This window comes from Kordiimonas pumila (genome assembly GCF_015240255.1).
GTDB lineage: Bacteria > Pseudomonadota > Alphaproteobacteria > Sphingomonadales > Kordiimonadaceae > Kordiimonas > Kordiimonas pumila.
The window spans coordinates 2,833,577-2,849,155 of record NZ_CP061205.1; the positions used below are offsets into that span (position 1 = coordinate 2,833,577).

General features: G+C 47.5%; 17 protein-coding genes. 3 read left to right on the forward strand and 14 right to left on the reverse strand.

Translation table 11 applies throughout. From position 1 onward, the window contains the following. Positions 1–6: 6 nt before the first annotated feature. From ICL80_RS12505 to ICL80_RS12550, 10 genes are all read right to left on the reverse strand, one after another. Positions 7–450 carry a hypothetical protein gene (locus tag ICL80_RS12505; protein ID WP_194212764.1) on the reverse strand — a complete coding sequence of 148 codons (444 nt, stop codon included), beginning with the start codon at positions 448–450 and terminating at the stop codon, positions 7–9. Position 451: 1 nt separating this feature from the next. Beyond that, entirely contained in the window at positions 452–1,126 is a 675-nt protein-coding gene (locus tag ICL80_RS12510; protein ID WP_194212765.1) for an HAD-IA family hydrolase, read from the reverse strand. Between the two features lie 2 nt (positions 1,127–1,128). Continuing rightward, entirely contained in the window at positions 1,129–2,133 is a 1,005-nt protein-coding gene (locus tag ICL80_RS12515; RefSeq protein WP_194212766.1) for an RluA family pseudouridine synthase, read from the reverse strand. Then, positions 2,130–2,507: a fluoride efflux transporter CrcB gene (gene crcB, locus ICL80_RS12520; RefSeq protein WP_194212767.1), complete on the reverse strand. Its 378-nt coding sequence runs from the start codon at positions 2,505–2,507 to the stop codon at positions 2,130–2,132. Before crcB ends, ICL80_RS12515 begins: the two co-directional genes overlap by 4 nt. Before the next feature lie 18 nt (positions 2,508–2,525). Then, positions 2,526–3,392 carry a hypothetical protein gene (locus ICL80_RS12525; protein WP_194212768.1) on the reverse strand — a complete coding sequence of 289 codons (867 nt, stop codon included), beginning with the start codon at positions 3,390–3,392 and terminating at the stop codon, positions 2,526–2,528. Next, the gene (locus ICL80_RS12530) at positions 3,385–4,722 is read right to left on the reverse strand and encodes a replication-associated recombination protein A (protein ID WP_194212769.1); all 1,338 of its coding nucleotides are present in this window, start codon (positions 4,720–4,722) and stop codon (positions 3,385–3,387) included. The genes ICL80_RS12525 and ICL80_RS12530 overlap by 8 nt, the downstream gene beginning before the upstream one ends. Before the next feature lie 21 nt (positions 4,723–4,743). After that, positions 4,744–6,207, reverse strand: a complete 1,464-nt coding sequence (locus ICL80_RS12535; RefSeq protein WP_228073500.1) for a Do family serine endopeptidase — start codon at positions 6,205–6,207, stop codon at positions 4,744–4,746. A 151-nt stretch (positions 6,208–6,358) separates the two neighbouring features. After that, on the reverse strand, positions 6,359–6,613 hold the full coding sequence (locus ICL80_RS12540) for a hypothetical protein (protein WP_194212770.1): 255 nt from the start codon (positions 6,611–6,613) through the stop codon (positions 6,359–6,361). Next, entirely contained in the window at positions 6,613–7,860 is a 1,248-nt protein-coding gene (locus ICL80_RS12545; protein ID WP_194212771.1) for a Y-family DNA polymerase, read from the reverse strand. The genes ICL80_RS12540 and ICL80_RS12545 overlap by 1 nt, the downstream gene beginning before the upstream one ends. Positions 7,861–7,937: 77 nt before the next feature. Continuing rightward, positions 7,938–8,837, reverse strand: coding sequence for a LysR family transcriptional regulator (locus tag ICL80_RS12550; RefSeq protein WP_194212772.1), 900 nt, complete (start codon positions 8,835–8,837; stop codon positions 7,938–7,940). A 126-nt stretch (positions 8,838–8,963) separates the two neighbouring features. Between ICL80_RS12550 and ICL80_RS12555 the strand changes: the two genes are divergently transcribed. Genes ICL80_RS12555 through ICL80_RS12565 form a run of 3 tightly spaced genes read left to right on the forward strand, consistent with a single transcriptional unit; the run spans position 8,964 to position 10,698 of the window. Next, positions 8,964–9,386 carry a DoxX family protein gene (locus ICL80_RS12555; RefSeq protein ID WP_194212774.1) on the forward strand — a complete coding sequence of 141 codons (423 nt, stop codon included), beginning with the start codon at positions 8,964–8,966 and terminating at the stop codon, positions 9,384–9,386. A gap of 36 nt (positions 9,387–9,422) precedes the next feature. After that, complete coding sequence (locus ICL80_RS12560; RefSeq protein ID WP_194212776.1) at positions 9,423–10,118, forward strand: pirin family protein; 696 nt, start codon at positions 9,423–9,425, stop codon at positions 10,116–10,118. A gap of 13 nt (positions 10,119–10,131) precedes the next feature. Further along, entirely contained in the window at positions 10,132–10,698 is a 567-nt protein-coding gene (locus tag ICL80_RS12565) for a flavodoxin family protein (protein ID WP_194212778.1), read from the forward strand. Between the two features lie 44 nt (positions 10,699–10,742). On the opposite strand, the gene ICL80_RS12570 is transcribed toward ICL80_RS12565, so the two are convergent. From ICL80_RS12570 to dgcA, 4 genes are all read right to left on the reverse strand, one after another. Beyond that, positions 10,743–11,792 (reverse strand): YncE family protein, encoded by a 1,050-nt coding sequence (locus tag ICL80_RS12570; protein WP_194212780.1) that lies wholly within the window; start codon positions 11,790–11,792, stop codon positions 10,743–10,745. 209 nt (positions 11,793–12,001) lie between these two features. Beyond that, positions 12,002–13,753, reverse strand: a complete 1,752-nt coding sequence (locus ICL80_RS12575) for a CocE/NonD family hydrolase (protein WP_194212782.1) — start codon at positions 13,751–13,753, stop codon at positions 12,002–12,004. Positions 13,754–13,891: 138 nt separating this feature from the next. Continuing rightward, positions 13,892–14,473 (reverse strand): TetR/AcrR family transcriptional regulator, encoded by a 582-nt coding sequence (locus ICL80_RS12580; protein ID WP_194212784.1) that lies wholly within the window; start codon positions 14,471–14,473, stop codon positions 13,892–13,894. A gap of 103 nt (positions 14,474–14,576) precedes the next feature. After that, positions 14,577–15,578 (reverse strand): N-acetyl-D-Glu racemase DgcA, encoded by a 1,002-nt coding sequence (dgcA, locus tag ICL80_RS12585; RefSeq protein WP_194212786.1) that lies wholly within the window; start codon positions 15,576–15,578, stop codon positions 14,577–14,579. Position 15,579: the final 1 nt, after the last annotated feature.

Consider the following 15,579-nt stretch of genomic DNA (forward strand, 5'->3'; position numbering starts at 1 on the left):
TTATCACTAACTATCTTTTTTATCTTCAGACGGTTTCTCTTGCTGCATTTGGCGTGTTGTCTCAGCAAGTTTTCGCCGCGAATAACGCGCCTGTTTGCGTTTGCTATTCATGCGTTTTGTCTCTAAACCGCTTTCAGATTTAAAACCACCTGAATACTGAACGTCTGATTTTATTTTCTTATCCGGATTAACAATCACAACGTCATAGCCCAGTAATCTGTTACCTATTCTAGGGTTTCGGTAACACAGCACTAAAACCAGCGCCAATAAAACCAAAAAAATCAGGATAACGGCAAATGCCATAGAACCACCACGTGTCGTGGTAATAATCGTTTCTTCAAACAAGTACGCCGTCAAAGCAAGGGCACTAACACCACCTGCCGCAATAAGAAACCCCACTCGCGGTGTTTTGGCTTCATCTTGAAGCGTCGGCTCATGGGGCTTTTTCATCCTATGCGATCCATCCTGTTATAATATCCGGTATTTCATCATAGTGGTTAACAATATGCCGGGCGCCAGCCTTTAGTAACTCATCCGTGCTATGGTAACCCCACACAACGCCAAGCCCTGCAACGCCAGCTCTAGCCGACATCATCATGTCATAACTCGTGTCTCCAACCATAACAGTATATTCTGGTGCAGAGCCTGCTTCCGCAATCGCTTTTTGTATCATGGATGGGTGTGGCTTGGATGGGTGGCCATCAGCGGTCTGAAGGCTAATAAACATATCCGTTAAATCATGTTCTTTTAGAATGCGCTCTAACCCACGAATAGAATTACCTGTCGCAATACCGAGTAAAAAACCTGCCTCACCAAGGGCGGTCAATGCTTCCCGCGTCCCATCATACAAAGGATCTGGCCCAGATGCCAACTCAACTCTCAAACGGTAATATATGCGCTTATAATCTTCCGTAAGTGCAGCATGCATTGTTGTGCTTTCCTGCGGTGTTAAAACAGCAATCGCGTCTTGCAGGCTAAGGCCAACAATCGACCTGACAGTGTCATCTGCAATCGTAGGCAATCCAGCTTCCATAAATGTTTGCTGCATAGACCGCACAATCAGGTGCTGACTATCAACAAGCGTACCATCGCAATCAAAAATAACCAGTTTGTTATACGAAGCCACCCTTAGTCCTCCAGCAACTCATCCACATATGAATTTAGTTCAAAACCCAATGTATCAAAGGTTTCAGCCATATGCGGTGAAAGTGGGGCTGTTACTGTAAGCATGCCCCCATCTGGGTGCGGGAAAGTTACAAACCGGCTATGAAGGTGCATTTTTTTTGAAATGCTACCCGCTAAAAATGCATCTGCACCGCCGTACTTACCATCCCCAACAATAGGGTGCCCCATTTCAGCACAGTGCAGGCGAAGCTGATGTGTACGGCCCGTGTGCGGCTTCAAGGCCAGCCACGATGCCTCATGGCCAGCATGCTCGACCACCTTATAATCTGTTATGGAATGCTTGCCGTCTGGCGTAACAATCATGCGTTCATTGCCTTTAATTGGCGCCTTTTCCATCATAAGTTTGATCCGGCCATCCTGCGGATTTGGCAAGCCCATAACCAGCGCAAAATAGCGCTTATCAGTCTCACGGCTTTTAAAAGAGGCAGCTAGCGCGCCAGCGGCGTTTGCGCTTCGGCCAAGCAGTAAAACACCTGATGTATCCTTGTCTAGCCGGTGTACAAGGCGCGGCCTGCTGCTGGCACCATAGCGCAGCATATCAAGCATACCGTCCAGGTGTCGGGTTTGCCCCGTCCCACCTTGTGTTGGCAAGCCTGCCGGTTTATTTAATGCTATTACATCATCATCTTTATACAAGACCCAGCTTTCAACTTCGGCCCTTTCCTTATCAGAAAAAGTGTGCCGTTTTTGTGCCATTTCTGCGCCATGTGTGCCACCTGTGTGCGATGTGCCATATGCAGTGTCACCAATCGGGGGGACCCTGATAATTTGCCCAGCTTCCACACGCTCACTGCCCTTCACACGCTTGCCGTCAAGCCGCACTTCCCCCTTACGCATAATTTTTTGTAGTTGGCCAAAACCAACATCGGGAAAATGCCGTTTGAACCAGCGGTCTATTCTAACGCCAGCATCATCAGCCTTCACTTCTATATTCTGAACACCACTCATAACAAAACCCTACCAAGCCACATACCAGCAAAAAGACAGGCCAGCCCAACAACGAGCGACCCAAACATATATAAAGCAGCACCAGACCAATCACCACGCTGCACAAGAAGAGCACCTTCCAACGAAAAGGTGGAAAATGTTGTAAAGCTGCCAAGTAAACCTACGGTCAAAAATCCTCTAAGGGCTGGTGTTGCATCAAACTTTAAAGCGAATAGTGTAATCAACACGCCCATTAGAAGGCTACCAATCATATTAACAGCAAACGTACCATACGGAAAACCAAAGCCGAGCACTTTTGTAATGTGGCTCGCTACAAAATGGCGTGCCAGCGCACCCGTTGCACCACCTGCTGCAATCGCCAGTAACATCTGCATGAGCCTGCCCTCTAATCGTCAGTTAATACCAAAAATCCAGCCTTCTGTGCCGCGCACCATAGAGGAAAGCCCATCTGGATTCCAGTATTTGCTTTCATGGGCTATCGCCCGAAGCCCTGCTGATGTCACAATAGCATCTGCGGTGTGGTCATCCCGCACAGTATCCGCCGCAAGAACACCAGTGGAACCAAGGCTTGCCAGTATGGCCTTAAGGCTATCCCTGTCGCGTATCTTGCCCCGATGCCCACCCATTGCCGCAAACGCGGCGGCATAAATCTCGACTAAAACGGTCGATGCCTTTTCTACATCCTGAAAAGGCCAAACAGCAATGCCTGTAAGGTCACGCAGAGAATGTAATAGCCGTATGGTCGAAAGGCCTGAAAGCCCAACCTGACTAGGACCAATAAGATGGAACACGCTTTCACATGGTCCAGCACCACTTGCTACGGCGACATTTTCTGTCACCCTCATGCGGCGCGTATAATATCTGCCTCGATTGCCCGGGCGTAAGTAATAATCTGCGAAGCATTCTGCAAAAGCGCCACCAAACAAATCATTCGCCTCTACGCACAGTTGATCAACATACAGCCATAGTTCTATCGCCGTTTCCATGCCAATATTTGGCAAGAAAGAACCATCATCTACAAACGGCAAAGAAAAGGCAGAATCAAAGCCTACTAATATCCTCGTTGACCCTTCAAGGTCACAGCTTCTGGCAATCCAGTTAGCACATTCCTGCCGTGACCAGCTTCGCTTGCCACTTGGCGGAGTAACCAAGCGTGGATGCTTGCCGTGGCCGTCACAGATGGCAACAGCAATACCAGCATGGCGTACGCCTCGTGCGCCAGACCAGTCAATACCAACAAAATGGGTAAATTCACTCATTTCCAAGCTTAGAAGCCGCATTCACAGCATATTCAGCCCGAATCCGCTCAAAATACTGCATACGTTTCATAATATCACGCTCAAAACCACGTTCTACAGGCTTATAAAACCCTTGCCGCTCCATATCGTCCGGGAAATAATTTTGCCCTGAAACGCCAGTCTCTGTATCGTGGTCGTAAGCATAGCCCTTACCATACCCCACATCTTTCATAAGCTTTGTTGGGGCGTTTAGAATATGGGCAGGTGGCATCAGGCTCCCTGTTCTTTTCGCAGCTGATTTCGCTGCTTTTTCAGCAACATAGGCAGCGTTAGATTTTGGCGCCGTTGCTAAGTATATTACCGCCTGTGCAATCTGAAGTTCCCCTTCAGGGCTACCGAGAAACTCGTACGTATCTTTTGCCGCCAGCGCCTGTGTTATAGCTTGCGGGTCAGCCATACCCACATCTTCACTTGCAAACCTTACTAGCCGCCGAATGATATACATCGGGTCCTCCCCTGCTGTCAGCATACGTGCAAGCCAGTATAAAGCCGCGTCAGCGTCTGACCCCCTCAGCGATTTATGGAGCGCGGAAATAAGATTATAGTGGCCGTCCCTGTCTTTATCGTAAGAAGGGGCACGCCTTTGCAGTAAACGCCCAAGAGACGGGGTGTCCAGCCTTTCATTTGCAGCAAGGCTGTAAAGTGTTTCAATACAGTTCAGTAAAAATCGACCATCGCCGTCTGCCATGGCCTTTAGTGTCATGCGGGCATCATCCGTTAGCGGCAACGGGGCCTGCATTTCGGCTTCAGCGCGGGTTATTAATTCATCGAGTGCTTCATCACCGTGACGGTTCAGCACCAACACCTGCATTCTGGAAAGCAGGGCGCTATTGATTTCAAAAGACGGGTTTTCGGTTGTTGCCCCAATCAGCGTTATCGTGCCGTCTTCAACATGAGGCAGAAAGCTATCCTGCTGCGACCGGTTAAACCTGTGAATTTCATCTACAAATAAAAGTGTGCTTCGGCCATTCATTCGCCGGGCTTTTGCGGCCTCAAACACTTTTTTCAGGTCAGCAACACCTGAGAAAATCGCTGATATCTGCTCAAAGGCCAAATCGGCATGGTTCGCAAGCAAGCGGGCGATGGTGGTTTTACCCGTGCCCGGTGGTCCCCATAAAACAAGGGAGCTTATTCGCCCAGAAGCCACCATACGCCCAAGGGCACCCTCTGGGCCTAACAGGTGGTCTTGACCTACAACTTCGCCAATCGTAGCTGGTCGTAGCCTGTCAGCAAGGGGGCGCGCCGTATTGCCTTTTTCCAGAGCCTCAGGTGATCCAAAAAGATCGCTCAACAGTTTGCCCCTCTGCTTGACTTATCGCACGTCTGCGCAGCGGAAAGACCCGTTCGGCACAATCTGGCACTGCCGCACCCTGCCCCTGCGCTGGAACTGATAGACATACTCCGCCGCATCTTCTTCAAGAGCACCAGCTACATCTGCAACACTTCTAATGCTCATACCATTCAGCGACAGTAAAATATCCCCCGGCAATAAGAACTGCCAACGGGCAGCTGGCGTTCTATCTTCCAGTTCCAGTACCACAACCCCCTTGAGGAAAGGGTCTATCTGGAGTTCATCATTAAATCGAGGTGAAAGATTAGCAATAGAAACACCTTGGAACGGGTGCCTACCATCCAGTTTTGTCAAATCGCGAGCAGGGTCTTCCGGTGGCAAAGCAAGGACAACCTGATCTTCTTTCAGCATCCCGCCAGAAAGCACAACAACAGAGACACTTTCACCATTTTCAAGCGTTGCAATACGGAAGTTAAGACCACCTTCATCCACAACCTCTTTACCTGCAACAGCCATAATAACATCCCCTGACATCAAGCCTGCACTCTCTGCGGGGCTACCAGGATAAACGGCATCGATCAATACACCGCCAGCGCGATCAAGGCCAAGGCCCTGTGCCAGTTCATTAGTCACAGACTGACCTTTAATTCCAAGCCAAGGCCGTGTTAGTTGGCCTTCGTTCAGCGCAGCCCGCAACACAGATTTCACCATGTTCGCCGGAATAGCAAAGCCAATACCATTAGAGGCCCCTGTTCGGCTGTAAATGGCCGTGTTAATACCCAGCAAATCGCCGTGCATACCCACAAGGGCACCACCAGAGTTACCGGGGTTTACTGCTGCATCGGTTTGAATAAAAAAGCCAAAATCGGAGATACCCTGCTGGGTGCGTGCGGTTGCAGAAACAATGCCACTGGTTACCGTTTGACCCACGCCAAACGGGTTACCAATAGCAAGAACAATATCACCCACCTGAACATCTTCTGAATCTGCTATTTTAATGGTGGGGAGCGGTGCATCACCAACATCTATCTTCAAAATAGCAATATCTGTGCGCGGGTCTGTCAGGACCACTTCTGCATCAAATTCGCGCCTGTCTGCAAGGACAACCCTAATTTCATCTGCACCTTCAACCACATGGTTATTGGTTACGATCACGCCGTTTTCCCGTACAACAACACCAGACCCCAGCGAACCTTGAACACGCTCTTTCGGGCTTCCAAAGCTGAAATTATCGCCAAAAAACCGTTGAAAAAGCGGGTCATCAAACATGGCAGAGCGCCTGCTTCTAACAATTTTTTTTGTATAAATATTGACGACTGCTGGCGCCACCCCTTTCACCACCGGGGCATACGACAACATAACCTGACCTTCTGATGCTGGAAGCACACGAACACTCTCTGTTTCTGCCTGCGCACCGGCATATCCATGCCAGATTCCCATCCCTATGGTCGCAAGTACAAGAGTAAGCTTTTGTAACAGTTTCATCAGGTCCACACTCCTAAGTCTCTATGATCTGCTCTGTTATGACGGACGCCAGCCTTTCGTGCAAGCGTTCAGGCCTTTAATGTAGGAACTGAAATATCGATTTAACAGTCTTTCTTCACCTTTCAGGAAAAAACGGCACTCATAAGGCAAGCTATACCATGCCACCAACAAAATGATGTTGGCGTGCCAAAATAATAGGGGTTATTTCAGCGCCTGCTTTTTTACACTGCCTACACAGAAGCTGCTCAGCGACTTCATCCAGATACATGGTGCGATGCAGGCCTTGCATAGTGAGTAGTTCTTCGGGTACAATATATGAACCATACCCGCATGATTTACACTTTATTCTAAACCTATATCCATCTTTATAATCAATTAATTGAAGATCTTTATTATAGCTATACATCACCAAAAATCCTCCATATCAGGCACCCTACCAAAAGCTATTTTACCCCCCGCATACCCGCCCGGGACATCCGCCCATGCACCCATGCTGACCACTGTTTTTGCATAGCGCCCATTCAACGCATCCACTGTATCGGCAAGAGCAGCCCAACGCCCTGTTTCGGCTTTTTGATTCAGAAACATATCATGCTGCACAGCACTTCTATGCGACAGGCCATAAAGTGACACAGATAAACTAAGGATAGAGGCTCGAGACGGCAAAGCCTGCTTTGCTTCATCAGCCAGAGCGTGCAAAGCCTTAAGGGCAGAATGATCATCGCTGATGTCCCCCATATAATGCTCTGCAAACCAGCGACGTTCAGGCATTTTAAGATAAAGACCAAATTTCCGCGCTGTATAGCCACTGCGTCTTAGCCTACGGGCTGCCTTCACCGTTAATAGCCTGCCCGCCTCAATAGCCCGTTCAAGGTTACGCCAATCTGGCGGCAAAACCCTGCCGTGACCAAACATGCTGCGCTCTGCGGCTTCTGACTGCAAAGCATAGCCATGCAGCGCATACCAAAAACGTTCACCAGACACATTCCCCCATATGGCTCGCAGCTGCTTTGGCTGCGTGTTCCAAAGGGCTTCAACGGTCCAGAGCTTTGCATCAATAAGCCGCTTGCGCATACCACTACCTACACCCGGTATATCGCCTATTCCTAACCCTAACAAAGGGCCGGGTAAATCTTGAGGGTGTAAAATAGTCAAGCCGTCAGGCTTGTTAATTTCGCCTGCTATTTTTGCAAGCTGCGCATTGGCCGCCATGCCAATAGAACAGGTAATATAGGGGCCAACGCCTTTCCTTATCCGTGCCTTGATACGGGCAGCAAGCGCCTCTGGCGCGGCAATATCATGGTCATCAAGCCGGCATGTTAACTCATCAATGCTACACACCGATGTAATGGGTATTTCCTGCTCTATTAATAGTAGCAGTTTTCTGTGCATTTGCTCGTACAGGTCAGGGGACTGTGGCACCAGATGAATACCGGGGCACACAGCACGGGCCTCACGCACCTTCATACCCATTTTAACACCCTGCTTTTTTGCCAGCACATTTGCCGCAATCAGGCTGGTTGCTGTGGTACCCGCAAACGGCAACACCCCCACAGGCTTACCGTGAAGGGCCGGGTTTCTTTGTTCTTCAACGGCGGCAAAAAAGCCATCAAAGTCTAAATACATATATTCGATTGTTTCAGGTTTTCTCATTCTGGACCGACTCTTAACCGCCACTCCATAATGAGAACAAATAAAGAACAAAATGTAAAGAGGCAAATACTAAAACCCTACCAAGGCAGGCTTTTTCCTACCTCTGTCAACCAGTCGACAAACAAGCGTACCTTTGTTGACTGATGCCTGTTTTGTGGGAAAACCACATAAATGCCACGCTCTGGCCAACTGGTATAATCCGGTAAAAGCTGAACTAACTCCCCAGACTGAAGGTGCTCAATCGCAGTGAAGATAGGGAGCATTGCCAACCCAACACCTTGCAGGCAAGCCTCTAGCATCATTGCTGCGTTATTAGCCCCAAAGCTCTTTTTTAAGGTAACACTGCCAACAGTTCCGGCTTTATCCTTAAATTGCCAATCATTCAGAGTACCGTGCCGAGTATAAATAACACCTCTATACTGGCTAATATCGGCAGGCGTTTTAGGCATGCCATATTTTTCGATAAAACCGGGGCTTGCACAGAGCAATATTGGGCAGGATGCTATTTTTCTGGCGATAAGGGAAGAATCCTTCAAGGCACCAATACGCACCACAACATCATACCCTTCCGCAATCATATCAATATGACGGTCATCAAAGTCTATTTCCATAGCAACATCAGGATACCAACCCGCAAATTCAGCGATCGGCTTAGATAAATGCTGTTTGCCAAATGACATGGGGGCATTCACTCGCAACACTCCTGTCGGGCAGGCCTTTAATTCCTGTAATTGCCGCTCTGCTTCGTCAAGATCCTCAAGCGCTTTGCGCGCCCGGTCACTATAGAGCGCACCTTGTTCGGTTAACGTCACTTGCCTCGTTGTACGGTTTAAAAGCCGCACACCAAGCCTGTCCTCAAGCGCCTGCACCTGCTTACTAAGCGCAGGCCCTGTCATACCAAGGCTGCGTGCAGCACCTGCAAAGCTCTGGTGTTTTACCACCTCAAGAAACAGTCCAACCCGTGATATATGATCCATAATTAATAACCATTTGGAACTAATTAAATAACTAATATTGGTATTATCATTTTTTTAGGAACGGATAAAGTGGTTTCAACAAAACAGACAAACCAGAAATACAACACATAAATATGGAGATGAAAAATGAACTCACAAAACCACGGCGCCCTCGCCTTACGTGCAACTCTTGGAACGATCTTGTTATCACACGGCTTGCTTAAAGTATTTGTTTTCACCATACCCGGAACGGTTGGTTATTTTGCGAGCATCGGCCTACCTCCTATTACAGCATATCTGACTGTTTTCGGTGAAGTTGCCGGCGGCATAGCCCTCCTCCTAGGTTTATATACAAGGCTTGCGGCTCTACTCAGCTTACCCCTTCTCTTTGGGGCTCTTTCTGTCCATGCTGGTAACGGCTGGGTTTTCAGTAACAATGGTGGTGGCTGGGAGTTTCCTGCCCTTCTCATCGTTCTCGCTGCTATTGTTGCCCTGCAAGGAAGCGGCAGCTATGCCCTACGCACCCTTCCTGTCATCAACAACTTTATTCCCAAAGCTTTGCAGGCATAAGCCTGTAAAGCCCACTAACAACAAAAGGAGACAGTGATGATTACAGTTTATCCATACGAACAGCTTGGCCGCGCAGATCATGGCTGGCTTGATGCGCGACACCACTTTAGCTTTGCCCGCTATTATAACCCCTCTCGTAAGGGATTTGGCACCCTGCGTGTTATCAATGACGACATTGTAAAAGCAGGCGCGGGTTTTGATACCCACCCCCACCGAGATATGGAAATTATCACCTATGTGCGAAAAGGGGCTATTACCCATAAAGACAGTGCCGGTAATGTAGGCAGAACCGAAGCTGGTGATCTGCAAGTTATGAGTGCCGGTACAGGGATTTTTCACTCAGAATTTAATCTGGAAAGCGAGGATACCAACCTCTACCAAATCTGGATTGAGCCTTCTGAAAAAGGCGTCATACCGCGCTGGGATATGAAACAGTTCCCTAAAGAACCTGTGACAGACAAGCTTTCCCTTCTGGTTTCAGGCAACAATGATGCTCCGCTTTATATCCATCAGGATGCCCAGATTTATGGTGGTCGTCTGACGGCAGGCACAAGCCTTACTCACTCCGTGAAACATCAGGCTTATATTCTCGTCTCTGAAGGCTCAGCCCAGATAAACACCACAACCCTTAAAAAAGGTGACGGCGCCGAGGTAACAGATACCAACTCGCTCGCCATTACCGCCCTAACTGATACAGAAATTTTAATTATTGATGCCCCAGCGGCAGCATAAAGGAGATACCATCATGACAACAGTTGCAATTGTTTATCATAGTGGCTACGGCCATACAGAAGTTCAGGCAAAAGCCGTACACAAAGGTGCCGCAAGCGTAAGCGGCATTACCGCAAGCCTTGTTACAGTAGAGGACGCTACCGCAAACATGGATATCCTGAAAGATGTGGATGCCATTATCTTTGGTGCCCCAACCTATATGGGATCTGCCTCTGCACCCTTTAAAGCATTTCAGGATGCTTCGTCAGGTGCTTGGTTTAACCGGCACTGGAAAGACAAAATCGCCGCAGGTTTCACCAATTCACACAGCATGAGTGGCGATAAACTGAACACATTGATGCAAATGACTATCTTTGCCATGCAGCATGGCATGATATGGGTAGGACAAGCTGAAATGAACCAGTCTCCTGACGGCGAACCGGGTCAAGCAGACGCCATTAACCGGATCGGCTCATTTTTAGGTGCAATGGCACAGTCAGAAAACGCAGCACCAGATATTACACCGCCATCTGGCGACTTAAAAACAGCCGAACTGCTGGGTATTCGCGTTGCAACTCTCGCGCAAAAACTACATTCCTAAAACCAAAAGCGCCTGCCGGAAAAATCTGACAGGCGCTTTGTTATTTACTGCGGGCTATAGGTCAGCACTGTAAAACTGTCAGGATGATAGACAGGGTCATCATGATCACCCATGCCTGCTGGCTCTGTATATTCAGCGAACACCACATAAAGATTACCAGTACGGTTATCAATGTGCATCATGCGTGCCCCAGGGCGCGTTGCAACAGTCCCCAAAAGGCTATACTCATCAGCACCTTCTTGCTCAATAACAGTTAAGCTGCCAACTGTACCGTTTGATGTGATAATCCGGTTATGCGCTTCATCCACCACCAGTGCATCAAGGCCTTTTCCTATGGGAACACGGGCAATTTCACGGCCTGTGTCTGCATCCAGCGCCATGAAAATAGGTTCATCGCCCAAACATGCAGCAAACAGCCTGTTTGTTGCTTTCTGATACTGTACCTTTGAAACATGGCACGGCATTTCCCAGCGTGCAACTTCCCGGAAATCAGCCGTTGAATCAAGCTTGAGGATAATATCATCATAGCGTACTGGCGCAAAAAGAATACCTCGACCATCTGTCGCAGGATCATCCATCTTACGGAATGGAAAAACCTTCTCTTCCAGTAACTCACCTGTTGCTGCATCAAGAATAAACCATGTGGCCTTTTCCTTGCGCGTACCAGTTATCGCATAGATCTTATGGGTCGCAGGGTCATAAATCGCACTATTAAGGCCCCCATCAGATGCCAGCGGCAGGCGGTTAATCGGCTCAAGCGTTTTCAGGTCAAAGCTCAACAATGAGCCATCTGTCATTGCCACATAGCCTCGGTTATATTCAGGCAGTAGCAGCGGACCATTCGCGCCGATAGATTTTTCAACCGTTTTGATAGCTTTGTTTGCATCAACATCAAAAACTGTCAGCCCATCTTTTACACGCGCCATAAACAGCCGGTTACCAGCGGGTTCCATCTTAATATAGTCCCAGTAGGTATCAGTACTTGGGAGGGTTGCTGATTGTTCCAGCTTATACAAAGTATCAGATGCCGATACAGACACCGCAAAACCTGCGATGAGTGCTGCCGCAGTTCCATAAACTATCTTTTTAATCATATACTCTTTCACCATCTGTTGTTTGAATCTTGGCATTATACACATTTTAATGTGCCATGCCTTCTATAAGCGGGCCAAAAATATGTGCATGAAGACCAAATAATATACAAACTAGTCCATAGCTATATGCGCCTGACAACAAACTGACAGCTTGCTTATCAGGCGCATGCTTCACTTTGGAAGGTGAATCATATTAAAGATTGTTACCTTTATTCTTCTATAACCGGCAATATCAATGCAGATGGATATTGAGCATTGTGGAAAATGGTTTGGTTTGCAATTTTCCACTCGGTGTCTGTTGCAACCGGATTACCCGTATTCTGGTTAGGGTTGAACATAGGATAAGCACTGCTTGAAATCTCGATCCTGATCTTGTTACCCGGCTGAAACTCATGAGCAAAATAGCCAAGGTCAATTGTATAATGCTCTATTTTATTAGGCGTGATCAGTTTTTCCTGCTCCAAACCATCTTTATAGCGGGCCCGAATGATACCAATTGGCTTTGCACCAAGAAGAACCGCTTTGCCGTCTGGGTAAACTTCAGAAATGGCTGCTGTAAAATCTGTGTCCTTTGCATCTGTTGCTGCGTAAAGGTCAACCAACACCTTGCCTATTATCTGAACAGGCGTATCGAGTACCTCTGTGCTATAGACCAGCACATCATCTCGCTTCTGTACATCGGCACGATCCATACCAAAAAGCGGTTTCATTAGGTCAAGAGGCACTGGACTCTGTGGGTCATAAACATAGGTGTCAGGGACTGATTGTTTGCTCGTTTCTTTGCCAAGAGCACCACCTGTTCCAAAGTAAAGTTTTTGATTTTTTGCAGACTTCACGGGATACTCATCAAAATACTGCCATTCATTACGGCCAGTCACATAAACCTGTACCCGCGGCATATCGAGAGTGTCTTTTGTTTCCTTCAGGTAACGATCAAAAAAGTCGAGATGAACCTTTTTGTTATTAATCACTGAGTTTTCAGGTAACACAACGTTGCCAACCTTATCGCTGCCGCCCAAATAGCTTTCGACATGTGTCCATGGTCCAAAGATCAGATACTGATCTTTTTTAGCTTTGGAATATTCGCTGATGCCATCCCAGTTATAAAGCGTACCCGTCTGGTCACCATCAAAAGCACCTGTGATATTCAGTATCGGAATATTAATTTTGCTAAAGTCTTCCCTAGATAAAAGAATGCGTTTCCAATAGTCATCAAGCGTAGAATGTGTGAGGAAATCCCTATACATTGGCATTTTTCTGCCCATCGCCTCATCCATGGTCAGAAGTGGCCGGTGCTGGAACACCTTATCCCAGTTGATGGTCAGTGAGTTAGCGCCCTGACCATCATGGCCAGATGTATCATTGAGCCAAAACAAGGCCCAGCTCATCATAAAAGCACCGCCAGAATACGGTAGTTCATCCATAAATTTACCCCCGGGCGATGTTGGGGCAATGCATTTAAGATGCGGCGGTGTTTCTTTCGCTGCAAGCCACTGAACTGTACCAAGATATGATACGCCCATCATACAGACACGGCCATCAGACCACGGCTGTTTGGCGATCCATTCCACCGTATCATAACCATCTTCGGCTTCCTGAAAGAAGAAACCAAAATTACCCACAGAATCCCCGCGCCCACGCACATCCTGCACAACAAATGCGTAGCCATTTTTAACAAAATAATGTGCATATTCAGGATACTGGCCAAAAGGCTGGGTTTTTTCGTAAGGTGTACGTATCAGAATAACCGGATATTTCGCGCCGTCATCAGGCATCCACATATCTGATACCAGTTCAACACCATCGCGCATGGGCGTTCTGATTCCAAATTTTTGCGTTCCTTCATAAGGTGCGGGGGCTTCTGGAGCCTTTACTTCTGCTGCTAGAACTGACCCTGAAAAGCCAGACAAACACAGCCCTACACCTACAACTGCATGCACCCACTTACTCTTGTACTGCATTCTATGCTCCTGATCGTGACATTACTTTTTTGAAAGAAATTATAAAAAGAAAGTACTCGCTTTCTTTTTAATGTCAATCCATTTGTAAAAAATACTGTAGTTGCAAAATATAGAGAAAGATGTTCTGGGGCTATGGGCTTAAGCGTCAATGCCATCAAGAAGAGCAATAATGGCAGGCAAATAACTTTTGCCCTGTACATCAGGCATAATAGCTTTCATCAGCCACAAACCATTCATCGCAGCACTTAACTGTTTTGAAATCAGATCGGCATCGCAGTCACTCGTGATATTCCCGCTTTTCTGCATCCCCCCTAAAGCCCGGGTTATTACCTTCTCCCACTCCAGAAAATTACGGGTAGAATAGCGCCTTAACTCGTCATCATTCAGTGAGATATAAAGCAGTTCAAAGTTTGCTTTTGCAACTTTTTCCCCATCCTGCTGATCAAGACATGCGATACGTTCGGAAATCAGCCCTCTTAATTCAGAAAGGCTAGTGATCTTAATATCTTTCTGTTCGGTAAGAGAGCTTTCAATCAGAGCAAGCAAGATGTCTTTTTTGCATTTGAAATGCTTATAAAGTGCGCCCATACTGATATCTGCTGCCTTACAAATGTCAGCAACCGACATTTTACTATAGCCATACTCAATCAGGCAAAATTCAGCCGCTTTCAAAATATGATCGCGGCGCTCCTGCATGTATTCATCACTACGCTTGGGCATTTCTATATCACTCCACATATGTTTAGCTTAGGCACTCCAAGCAAACACCTATGGCTTCCTTAGTTGACACAGAAAGCCTGTGTCAACTAAATGTCAGATATGACTATCCCCACAAGCTCGACTGCGGCGGTGTTACAGTACCGTTGTTATATACAAGCCCAGAAGCCCTGTCTTTACCAATTAAGAGTGGTGCATCCAGATCAACAAAACGGCAACGAGGCGCTATAAGCATTGCAGGCGCCATCGCAAGTGATGTCCCCAGCATACAGCCAACCATAACATCGAAACCTTCAGATTTTGCAGTAGCAAACAAACGAAGGGCTTCAGTTAACCCACCGGTTTTATCAAATTTGATATTTACCACATCATAAAGACCAATTAGCCCTGGAATATCAGCACTGGTATGGCAGGATTCGTCAGCCCCAACAGGGATAATTCTCTCTATGCCTGCAAGCTCGTGATTGCGATCAGACGGTAACGGCTGCTCAACCATTTGAATATCAAGTTCAGCTAGAATCGGTAAATATTCAATAAGCTGGTCGCGCTCCCAGCCTTCATTTGCATCGATAATCAACCTTACATTTGGCACAACTTCTCGAACAGCCTTAATCCGGTCCATATCACCGAACGCAGAACCCAACTTTACTTTCAGGTTCTTATGTGCCCCAGCCCCTGCAGCCTGCGCCGCCATTAAGGAAGGGGTATCCAAACTAATGGTATAAACCGTTTCAACAGGCGTAAGCGGAGGCACCTCGGCTAATGACCAAACAGGTATGCCGGTTACCTTTGCAAGCAAATCCCACATGGCACAGTCAACCGCATTTCGGGCAGCACCCGCAGGTAATGTGTCATGCAGTTCATCCCAACTTGTTCCAGCTTCAATCAAGGCAATTGTTTCACGCACCTGTACTAGAACACTATCCAAGCTTTCACCGTAGCGGGGCACAGGGCAACATTCACCGTACCCTTTAAGCTCACCAGCTGTTAATTCAACAATAACAAGATCTACATGGGTTGCTATGCCGCGCGCTATTTTAAAGGGCCGGGCCAACTCCCAGCCCTCAAACCGTACTTGCCCCCTAACCTTGCCTAGTTTTTCAAACATG

Bases quoted from the DNA above. Each gene is read 5' to 3' on its own strand.
- ICL80_RS12560 (WP_194212776.1), top strand. From the start codon at position 9,423: ATGATTACAGTTTATCCATACGAACAGCTTGGCCGCGCAGATCATGGC.
- ICL80_RS12555 (WP_194212774.1), top strand. From the start codon at position 8,964: ATGAACTCACAAAACCACGGCGCCCTCGCCTTACGTGCAACTCTTGGA.
- ICL80_RS12535 (WP_228073500.1), bottom strand. From the start codon at position 6,207: ATGAAACTGTTACAAAAGCTTACTCTTGTACTTGCGACCATAGGGATG.
- ICL80_RS12580 (WP_194212784.1), bottom strand. From the start codon at position 14,473: ATGCCCAAGCGTAGTGATGAATACATGCAGGAGCGCCGCGATCATATT.
- ICL80_RS12570 (WP_194212780.1), bottom strand. From the start codon at position 11,792: ATGATTAAAAAGATAGTTTATGGAACTGCGGCAGCACTCATCGCAGGT.
- ICL80_RS12550 (WP_194212772.1), bottom strand. From the start codon at position 8,837: ATGGATCATATATCACGGGTTGGACTGTTTCTTGAGGTGGTAAAACAC.
- ICL80_RS12575 (WP_194212782.1), bottom strand. From the start codon at position 13,753: ATGCAGTACAAGAGTAAGTGGGTGCATGCAGTTGTAGGTGTAGGGCTG.
- ICL80_RS12515 (WP_194212766.1), bottom strand. From the start codon at position 2,133: ATGAGTGGTGTTCAGAATATAGAAGTGAAGGCTGATGATGCTGGCGTT.
- ICL80_RS12545 (WP_194212771.1), bottom strand. From the start codon at position 7,860: ATGAGAAAACCTGAAACAATCGAATATATGTATTTAGACTTTGATGGC.
- ICL80_RS12525 (WP_194212768.1), bottom strand. From the start codon at position 3,392: ATGAGTGAATTTACCCATTTTGTTGGTATTGACTGGTCTGGCGCACGA.
- crcB (WP_194212767.1), bottom strand. From the start codon at position 2,507: ATGCAGATGTTACTGGCGATTGCAGCAGGTGGTGCAACGGGTGCGCTG.
- ICL80_RS12540 (WP_194212770.1), bottom strand. From the start codon at position 6,613: ATGTATAGCTATAATAAAGATCTTCAATTAATTGATTATAAAGATGGA.
- ICL80_RS12565 (WP_194212778.1), top strand. From the start codon at position 10,132: ATGACAACAGTTGCAATTGTTTATCATAGTGGCTACGGCCATACAGAA.
- ICL80_RS12505 (WP_194212764.1), bottom strand. From the start codon at position 450: ATGAAAAAGCCCCATGAGCCGACGCTTCAAGATGAAGCCAAAACACCG.
- dgcA (WP_194212786.1), bottom strand. From the start codon at position 15,578: ATGTTTGAAAAACTAGGCAAGGTTAGGGGGCAAGTACGGTTTGAGGGC.